Raw genomic sequence first — 8,692 nt, 5'->3', positions numbered from 1 at the left:
GGCAGCCGCCGTCCGAGGTACGCTCGCAAAGCGACACCGAAAACACCACCAGGGGTGCCGCGCCGCCGGCAGACTCCGGCCGGCGGCCCGGCACCGGCACCACCCGACGGGGGGACCCACATGCCCACGCCTCGCGCGCAGCTCGCCAACGCCCTGCTCTACCTGTGCACCGACGCCCGGAAGCGCCAGGGCGACCTGCCCGCCTTCCTCGACGCCGTGCTCTCCTCCGGCGTCGACATCGTGCAGCTCCGCGACAAGGGCATGGAGGCCGGCGAGGAGCTGGAGCACCTCGCCGTGTTCGCCGAGGCCTGCCGCCGCCACGGCAAGCTCCTCGCCGTCAACGACCGGGCCGACGTCGCCCACGCCATCGGCTCCGACGTGCTCCACCTCGGCCAGGGCGACCTGCCCGTGCCCGCGGCCCGGGCGATCCTCGGCGACGAGGTGCTGATCGGCCGTTCCTGCCACGCCGAGGAAGAGGTGGCCGCGGCCGCCGCCGAGCCCGGCGTGGACTACTTCTGCACCGGCCCCTGCTGGCCGACCCCGACCAAGCCCGGGCGGTACGCGCCGGGCCTCGACCTCGTGCGGTACGCGGCCGGCCTGGCCCAGGACCGGCCCTGGTTCGCCATCGGCGGCATCGACGAGACGAATCTGGACGAGGTCCTCGACGCGGGCGCCCGGCGGATCGTCGTGGTCCGCGCGATCACCGAGGCCGACGACCCCGCCGCCGCCACGGCCTCCCTCGCCAAGCGGGTCCGCGAGCGCCTGGCCTGAAGCCCCGCCGTCCACATCGTGGTCACGCGGCCCGGGTGACCTGTGCGCGGTGTCCTGAAACGTGTCCACAACGCGGACTCGACTTCACTCGCTCCTGGACCCCGTCTAACCTGCCCGTATGGCCCTTGGTACCGCTTCCGTCCGTTCGGACCGTGCACGCACGGTCCGCGACATCCTCGCCTCCGGTGGCACCTCGTACTCCTTCGAGTTCTTCGCCCCCCGGAGCGAGAAGAGCGAGCAGAGCCTCTGGAACGCCATGCGCCGGATCGAAGCGGTCGCCCCCAGCTTCGTCTCCGTCACCTACGGCGCCGGTGGCTCCACCCGCGGCGGCACGGTCAAGGCCACCCAGAAGATCGCCTCCGACACCACCCTCACCCCGGTCGCCCACCTCACGGCCGTCGACCACTCGATCGCCGAGCTCCGCAACATCCTCGGCCAGTACGCCGACGCGGGCATCCGGAACATGCTCGCCGTGCGCGGCGACCCGCCGGGCGACCCGCTCGGCGAGTGGGTCGCCCATCCGGAGGGCGTCCACTACGCCGCCGACCTCGTCCGGCTGATCAAGGAGTCGGGCGACTTCTGCGTCGGCGTCGCCGCCTTCCCGGAGATGCACCCGCGCTCCACGGACTGGGACACCGACGTCCGCCACTTCGTGGACAAGTGCAAGGCCGGCGCCGACTACGCCATCACCCAGATGTTCTTCGACCCGGAGGCCTATCTGCGGCTGCGGGACAGCGTGCAGAAGGCCGGCTGCGAGACGCCGATCATCCCCGAGGTGATGCCCGTGGTGAGCGTCAGGACCCTGGAACGGCTGCCCGTCCTGAGCAACGCCCTCTTCCCGCAGAATGTGAAAGAACGCATCCTCGCGGTCAAGGACGATCCGGCCGCTGTACGCTCCATGGGCATCGAGTTCGCGACGGAGTTCTGCGCGCGGCTGCTGTCCGAGGGTGTCCCCGGGCTGCACTTCATCACGCTGAACAACTCCAGGGCGACGCTCGAGATCTACGAGAATCTCGGACTGCACCAGCAGTCGTGACCGGTCGTACCCGCCCCTACCCGCGGCGGAGGCCGTAGGAGAGGGGCGGGCATGTGGTGGACGGTCCTCTACATCGCATTCGGTGTCGTGGCGCTGTGGCTGCTGGGTGAGGTGCTGCTGCAGTACAAGGCGCGGCTGCGCTGGCGGCTGCTCGCCTTCGGCGGCTTCCTCAGCGTCGTCCTCGGCGTACTGCTGCCCTCCGTTCTGGTGATCATCGCCGGTGCGATCGCCTTCGCCGTCGGCCAGACCTACGTCACCCTGTCCTTCCGGCGCGGCTTCTCCACCGGCTGGGCCCTGGGCGGCAGCCCGGGCGCGAGCCGCCGCCGCAGGTCCGGTCCCGCCGCGAAGGAGGGGCCGACCCTGGAGGTCAGCGACCTCGCGTACGAGCCGGTGGACCGGGCCGCGGACCCGGACGGCTTCGCCGCCGACGGGACCACCGCCGTCTACGAGCCCGAGCCGATGCCCGAGGACACCGGCCAGTACGCGGTTTACGGCACCACCTACGACCAGCAGCAGCACCAGCAGCCGCAGTACGCCGACCCGTACGCCGCCGGTTACGAGCAGCAGCCCGCGTACGACTACGGCACCGGCGGCCAGCAGCAGTACGCGGCCTACTCCGACCCGTACATCGGCCAGCAGTCGTACACCGACGCCGGCCAGCAGTACGGCGCGTACCCGCAGCAGCCGTACGCCGACCCGTACGCCCCCTCGTACGCCTACGACACCCCGCCCGGCGGCGTGTGGGTGCCGCAGCAGCGCGACACCGAGCACCAGGAACAGCAGCAGTATGGCTACGGCGACGACCAGCACTACCGCTACTGACGGGACGTCACTGCGAGCCGCGGAAGTCCGCGCCCTCCACGATCAGCCCGGCGACCAGCGCACCCGACATCCCGGCGTGCGCCAGCCCGCCGCCGGGGTGGGACCAGCCTCCGGCGAAGTACAGGCCGGGGAGCAGGGAGACGTTGCCCGCCGGGAGGTACCGCCCGCTCGCACCCGCCAGGGCGGGCCCGGGCACCTCGGCGACGCCGGTCTCGCGGAGCGTGTGCTCCGGCGTGCGCACCTCCTGCCAGAGCAGCCGCTCGCGGAGCCGAGGCACGGCCGCCTCGGCCTGCCGCACCATCCGCTCGGCCACCGCGGCCCAGTCCTGCCCGGCCCCGGTGCGGACGGTCGCCGTGACCGTCACCGACTCGTGGGCGTCGTCGGGCCGCAGCTCCGGGTCGTCCGGCCGCAGGACGGTGACCGTCGGCAGGCCGGCGGAGGCGTGCACGACCGTGCGGTGCACGGCGCCGGACTCCCGGGCCCCGCGCAGGGCCAGACAGACCGTCACGCGGCCGGTCGCGTCCGGGCGGAACGGCCGGAGCTCCGCGCCGTCCGGCGGGAGCATCCGGTCCTCGTCGTGGTGCAGGGGCACCGGTGCCCCCGACACGACGTGGTCGGCCTCCACCGTGTCCCCGTCGGCCAGCCGGATCCCGCGGGCCTTCCCGTCCTTCTCCAGGACCTCCGCCACATGCGCGTCGAAGACGAACTCCACCCGCCGCTGCACGCACCGCTCGTACACCGCGTCCGCCAGCGCCCGCATGCCGCCGGCCACGTACCAGCTGCCGAAGGTCTGCTCCATGTACGGCAGCACGGCCGCCGCGGCCGGCGCGGTCGCCGGGTCGAAGCCGTAGCCCCACGCGTACGAGTCGAGGAGCGCGGCGAGCCGGGGGTCGCGCAGCTCGCGGGTGCCGACCTGGGCGAGCGTGGTCGTCGGGCGGCGCAGCAGGCCCGCCTTGGGCGCCGGGTAGGGCTCGCGGCCCAGCGGCGTCGGATCGGCCGGCCGCGGCTCCTCCAGGAGCGGCCGGCGGGTGCGGTCCCAGGCCTCGCGGGCCCGCACGAGGAAGTCGCCCCACCGCTCGCCCGCGCCCGCGCCGAGCGCCGCGTCCAGGGCCGAGACGGTCCCGGCACGCGAGGCGTTGGGCAGGTCGACGCGGGTCCCGTCGGCGTAGACGTGACGGCTCGCCGGATCGACCTGGCGGAGCGTCACGCACTCCTCGAGCGGCTGCCTGCCGGTCTTGACGAACAGGTCGCGGTAGACCGCGGGCAGGTGCAGCAGACCGGGGCCGGTGTCGAAGCCGAAGCCGTCGCGCGTGAAGCGGCGGACGCCGCCGCCGTACGTCTCGCCGCTCTCGTACACCGTCACGCGGTGGCCCGCCACGGCCAGCCGTGCGGCTGCCGCCATGGCGCCGAGCCCCGCGCCGATCACCACAATCCGTGCCATGTCAGGGACTCTAGCCGCCCCCGCCGACAGCCCGGTCGGCCAGGCGCTTCTCCTCCCGCCGCTGCGCCCTGCGCCGCCGGAAGCGGCGGATGTGGTGGGCGAGGAAGGCGAGTATCACCAGGCCGAGGAGGAGCAGCACGGCCGCGATGACCGCCGCCGCGACGGGATGGAATATCGCGAACGTGATGAGGCCGGCGACAGCGAGGTCCTCGGCCGTGGACACCGCGATGTTGGAGAAGGGCTCCGGCGAGGTGTTGATCGCCATCCGGGTCCCGGCCTTGACGAAGTGGCTCATCAGGGCCGTGGAACCGCCGACCGCGCCCGCCGCGAGCTCGGGCAGCGAACCGGACTGCCCGGCGAGCAGCGCCGCCACCACCGCGCCGCTGACGGGCCGGATCACCGTGTGGACCGAGTCCCACACGGAGTCGACGTACGGGATCTTGTCCGCGACCGCCTCGCACAGGAACAGCACGCCGGCGGCGATCAGGACGTCGGGCCGTTGCAGTGCCTCGGGCACCTCGTCGCTGAGGCCGGTGGCGCCGAAGACACCGAGCAGCAGGACCACCGCGTACGCGTTGATCCCGCTCGCCCAGCCGCTCGTGAAGACCAGGGGGAGTACGGACACGTCCGCGATCGTAGCCAGCTCTGAGTACCCGTACCTAGAGGGCGAGATGAGTAGGGATGCGGATGGGCCGTGACCTGCGCGGAAGGGAGAGTGGACCGCACGGAAGGGGCGCGGCTCCGGGACCGCCGGCACGGGGCGGCGGAACGGGGTCGCGCACCTGCCGGCACGGGGGAACGGGGGTTGCTCTCCGGGGGCGCACGGAAGTGCGAGGGGAGCGCGACACAGCGCCGGTCCGGCGAGGCTCGGGGGGATCGAGCCTCGCCGGACCGGCGCCTTTTCCGTCCGGTGCGCCTGGGGCCCGTCCGGCGGGACAGGCCCTAGCAGCCGCTCACGCGCCCGTGCAGCAGACGCGAGAGCGCGGCATGCACGTCGTCCAGGGAGCGCTCGCTCTGGAAGGCCTGCCAGTCCAGCGCGGCCACCAGGACCATGCCGACCAGTGCGGCCGCCGTCAGCTGGACGTCGATCTCCTCGCTCAGCTCGCCGGCCGCCACACCCTCCCGCAGCACGTCCTCGACCACCGCGACGGCCTCCTGACGGACCACCAGGAGGGTGGAGTTCCAGGCCCGTCCGGTGCGCCACAGCTCGGCCACGTACAGCTGGGTGAAGGCCGGGTAGCGCTGGATGAAGACGAGGCCCGCCCTGATCATCGCGTCCAGCGCCTCGACCCGGCTGCCGCCGCGTCCGGCGGTCTCCTCCGCCGCGGCCCTCAGCGAGGCGGCGAGGAGCGAGACGCCGTGCCGCAGCAGCTCCTCGAAGAGCTCGGTCTTGCTCTTGAAGTTGTAGTAGACCGTGCCCTTGGCCACCCCCGCCCGCTCGGCGATCTCGTCGACCGTGGTCGCCGAGAAGCCCTGCTCGGCGATCAGGGTGACGGCCGCTTCGTAGAGCTTGGCGCGGGTGGCCTGCCGTCTGGTGCTGCTGCTGTCCATGGCTCGATTCTCACAGGTCCGCCGGAGGGTACCGGCCTAGAGCGACAGTTCGGGGTGGAGCCGGTCCAGGCTCCACACCTGCTTGCGGCGGGCGGAGACCGCGGTCAGCGCGAGCGCGCCCACCGTGAAGGCGGTGAGGACCGCGACCGCCTGCCAGACCGGCCCGATGCCGCCGCCCGTGATGAGCCGGCGCAGCGCCTCGACGACGTACGTCATCGGCAGGTACGGGTGGATCGCGTTGAAGAAGCCCGGGCTGGTCTGGACGGGGTAGGTGCCGCCCGCCGAGGTCAGCTGGAGCATCAGGACCGCGAGCACCAGGATCCGTCCGGCCGCGCCGAAGCGGGCGTTGAGCCACTGGATGATGGCGGCGAAGCAGCAGGTCACCAGGGCGAGGAAGCCGACCGTGCCGGCGGCCCTGGCCATCTGCAGACCGAGGCCCCAGTGGAGCACGGACATCAGCGCGCCCACCTGAAGGACGCCGATCGCGGCGACCGGCAGCCAGCCCGCGAGCGCGATCCGCCACGCGGAGGCGCCGGCGGCGAGGGCACGCCGGTTGAGCGGCTGGATGATCATGTACGCGACCATCGCGCCGACCCAGAGGGAGAGCGGGATGAAGTACGGGGCGAAACCGGTGCCGTAGTTGGGCGCCTTGTGCATCGACTGGGCGGCGAGCTTGACCGGGTCGGCCATCACCTCGGTGCGGCGGTCGCGGTCCTGCTTGTCGTAGTCGGGGATCTTCTTCACGCCGTCGCTGAGCCCGGTGGCGAGCTCGCCCGAGCCGTCCGCCAGCTTGAACAGGCCGCCGTCGAGCTCGCCCGCGCCCTTCTTGAGCCGGCCCACGCCGGTGTCCAGGCTCGACGAGCCGGTGCGGGCGCTGGTGAGGCCGGTGTGCAGCCGGCCGGCGCCGTCGGCGACCTGGTGGGCGCCCTTGTTGAGCTCGTTGATCTTCCTGATGGCGCCCTCGATGTCCTCGTCGAGGTGCGGGGCGCGCCGGGCCAGCTCGTCGGCGTCCTTCTTGAGCTTGGCGAGCCGGGCGTCCAGGGTCTTCAGGTCGCCCTTGCTGTCCTTGGTCAGCTCGTGCAGGTCGTCGGCGATCTTCGCGACGTCGCCGGCGGTGACCGAGGCCTTCTTGAGCAGCTCGCAGCCCTTGGCGTCCTTCAGCGGGTCGAGGTTGGTCACGCACTGCTTGCGGTAGTACGCGGAGAGCTCGTCGTCGGCCACGTGGGCGGCCTCGCGGGCGACCGGGGCACGGCGCACCAGGTCGTCCAGGTTGTGCCGGACGGCGGTGGCCGAGTCGGAGACCAGCCGGGCGGTGTCGCGGATCGACTTGCCGTTGTTCGCCAGGTACGGGCGGACCTGGTCCGCCTTGGCGTTCACCTTGTCGGCGAGCTGCTGGGTGCCGTTGGCGACCTTCCGGGAGCCTGCCTCCAGGTCCTTGGCGCCCTTGTCGAGCTTCTTGATGCCCGAGGCGAGGTCGCCGCTGCCCTTCTTGGCGTCCTTCAGGCCGTCGGCCAGCTTCTTGGAGCCGGCCTTCGCCTTGTCGGCGCCGTCCTTGAGGTCGCCGGCGCCCTTGGCCGCCTCGGCGGTGGCGTCGTGCAGGTCGGAGAAGGAGATGAAGATCCTGTCCAGGAAGGTGCGCGAGGACTTGGTGGAGGCGGCGGTGCGCACCTCGGAGAAGACCGTGCGGGAGATCTGGCCGACGATGTAGTTGTTGGCGTCGTTCGTGCGGACCCTGAGCGCTCCGGCCTCGGGGGAGTCGCCGGAGCTGGAGGCGATCCGCTCGCTGAAGTCGGCCGGCATGGTCAGGGAGAGGTAGTAGGTCCCGTCCTCCACGCCCTTCCGGGCGTCCTCGTCGCTGACCTCGTGCCACTCGAAGACGGCGCTCTCGCGCAGCTTCTCGGTGATGTCGGCGCCCGCGGTGACCTTCTGCCCGCCGGTGGTGGCGCCCTTGTCCTCGTTGACCAGGGCGACGGGGATCTTGTCGAGCCTGCTGTACGGGTCCCAGAACGACCACAGGTACAGCGCGCCGTACAGCAGCGGCAGCAGCAGGATCGCGACCATCGCGGCGCGCGGGAGCTTCCCCCTGCCGAACCGCTTCAGCTCGAGCGCGGCGAGCTTATGCGAGCGCACCGGCGTCCCCCTTCTCGGTCTTCGTGGCGGTCGTGTCGTCTTCGGTGGTTTCGGCCTGGGCCTCGTCGGTGGCCGTGGTGTCGGTGGCCGGGGCGGCGGTGGCCGGGGTGTCCGCGGTGTCCGGGGCCGTGGTGTCGGTCTTCGTCGTCGTGGCCGGTGCCGTGGCCGTGGCCGTGGTTGTGACCGTGGTTGTGACCGTGGGCGTGGCGGTGGCGGCCGTGGAGACGCGGAGGGCGCCTTCCGGGGCCTCGCTGCACACGGCGAGGACGGTGATGCCGGAGGCGGCGACGGAGCGCAGCAGGTCCCAGGCCTCGGCGCGGTCGGCGTCGGACAGCTTGAGGTCCGTGTCGTCCAGGGCGAGCAGCCGGGGCCGGCCGATGAGCGCGAGGGCGACGGAGAGCCGCAGCGCCTCCAGGCGCTCCAGGTCCCGTACGGAGGTCCGGTCGCCCTTCGGCAGCGCGCCGAGGTCCAGGCCGGCGGCGGTCAGTGCCTCGTCGATCCGGGCCCGGGCGGTGGCGGCGCGCTCGCCCGCCGGACGCAGCAGGGCCTTCAGCGAGCCGTCGAAGCGGCGCTGGAGCAGGGCCCGCTCGCGCAGGTGCTCGGCCACGGTGAGGGCCGGGTCGAGGTCGCTCACGCCCGGTACGGGGCCCAGCGCCGCGATCCGGCGCACGGCGGCCATCCTGCGCGGCAGCCGGAGGCCGCCCACGTCGGCGTGGCCCTCGTGGGTCTTCATCCGGCCGGTGAGCGCGAGCAGCAGACAGGTACGGCCGGAGCCGGACGGGCCCTCGATGGCGACGAGGGTTCCGGGGGCGGCCTCGAAGCCGATCCCGCGGAACGCCCAGCCGCGCGGGCCCTTCAGGCCGAATCCGTCCGCGACGACGGCGGCGCCGTACGGCTCGTCCGGGTTCGCGTCCACGATCCCCCCTCGGTATGGAAACGTC

8 protein-coding genes are annotated in these 8,692 nt (G+C 72.8%); 3 read left to right on the top strand and 5 right to left on the bottom strand.

What is annotated here, in order from left to right:
- Positions 1-120: 120 nt before the first annotated feature.
- From thiE to ACFWJO_RS14285, 3 genes are all read left to right on the top strand, one after another.
- Positions 121-771: a thiamine phosphate synthase gene (gene thiE, locus ACFWJO_RS14295; protein WP_386865003.1), complete on the top strand. Its 651-nt coding sequence runs from the start codon at positions 121-123 to the stop codon at positions 769-771.
- Positions 772-889: 118 nt separating this feature from the next.
- The gene (metF, locus tag ACFWJO_RS14290; RefSeq protein WP_386865002.1) at positions 890-1,807 is read left to right on the top strand and encodes a methylenetetrahydrofolate reductase [NAD(P)H]; all 918 of its coding nucleotides are present in this window, start codon (positions 890-892) and stop codon (positions 1,805-1,807) included.
- Positions 1,808-1,858: 51 nt separating this feature from the next.
- Entirely contained in the window at positions 1,859-2,629 is a 771-nt protein-coding gene (locus ACFWJO_RS14285) for a hypothetical protein (RefSeq protein ID WP_386865001.1), read from the top strand.
- 7 nt (positions 2,630-2,636) lie between these two features.
- Here ACFWJO_RS14285 and ACFWJO_RS14280 read toward each other — a convergent pair whose 3' ends face one another.
- The 5 genes from ACFWJO_RS14280 to ACFWJO_RS14260 form a co-directional block, all read right to left on the bottom strand.
- Positions 2,637-4,070, bottom strand: a complete 1,434-nt coding sequence (locus ACFWJO_RS14280) for a phytoene desaturase family protein (protein WP_386865000.1) — start codon at positions 4,068-4,070, stop codon at positions 2,637-2,639.
- A gap of 10 nt (positions 4,071-4,080) precedes the next feature.
- On the bottom strand, positions 4,081-4,695 hold the full coding sequence (locus tag ACFWJO_RS14275; RefSeq protein WP_386864999.1) for a DUF4126 domain-containing protein: 615 nt from the start codon (positions 4,693-4,695) through the stop codon (positions 4,081-4,083).
- 317 nt (positions 4,696-5,012) lie between these two features.
- Positions 5,013-5,621: a TetR/AcrR family transcriptional regulator gene (locus tag ACFWJO_RS14270; RefSeq protein ID WP_384422029.1), complete on the bottom strand. Its 609-nt coding sequence runs from the start codon at positions 5,619-5,621 to the stop codon at positions 5,013-5,015.
- A 36-nt stretch (positions 5,622-5,657) separates the two neighbouring features.
- The gene (locus ACFWJO_RS14265) at positions 5,658-7,751 is read right to left on the bottom strand and encodes a YhgE/Pip family protein (RefSeq protein ID WP_386864998.1); all 2,094 of its coding nucleotides are present in this window, start codon (positions 7,749-7,751) and stop codon (positions 5,658-5,660) included.
- On the bottom strand, positions 7,738-8,667 hold the full coding sequence (locus ACFWJO_RS14260) for an ATP-binding cassette domain-containing protein (RefSeq protein ID WP_386864997.1): 930 nt from the start codon (positions 8,665-8,667) through the stop codon (positions 7,738-7,740). The genes ACFWJO_RS14265 and ACFWJO_RS14260 overlap by 14 nt, the downstream gene beginning before the upstream one ends.
- Between the last annotated feature and the right edge of the window lie 25 nt (positions 8,668-8,692).

Origin of the sequence: Streptomyces sp. NPDC127092, from assembly GCF_042722475.1 — a bacterium.
GTDB lineage: Bacteria > Actinomycetota > Actinomycetes > Streptomycetales > Streptomycetaceae > Streptomyces.
Note: the sequence above shows the minus strand (reverse complement) of the source record. Positions and strands in the feature narration are given on the sequence as shown.

What these genes read in the sequence shown, in the direction of transcription:
- ACFWJO_RS14285 (WP_386865001.1), top strand. Translation starts at nt 1,859, where the DNA reads ATGTGGTGGACGGTCCTCTACATCGCATTCGGTGTCGTGGCGCTGTGG.
- ACFWJO_RS14280 (WP_386865000.1), bottom strand. Translation starts at nt 4,070, where the DNA reads ATGGCACGGATTGTGGTGATCGGCGCGGGGCTCGGCGCCATGGCGGCA.
- thiE (WP_386865003.1), top strand. Translation starts at nt 121, where the DNA reads ATGCCCACGCCTCGCGCGCAGCTCGCCAACGCCCTGCTCTACCTGTGC.
- metF (WP_386865002.1), top strand. Translation starts at nt 890, where the DNA reads ATGGCCCTTGGTACCGCTTCCGTCCGTTCGGACCGTGCACGCACGGTC.
- ACFWJO_RS14270 (WP_384422029.1), bottom strand. Translation starts at nt 5,621, where the DNA reads ATGGACAGCAGCAGCACCAGACGGCAGGCCACCCGCGCCAAGCTCTAC.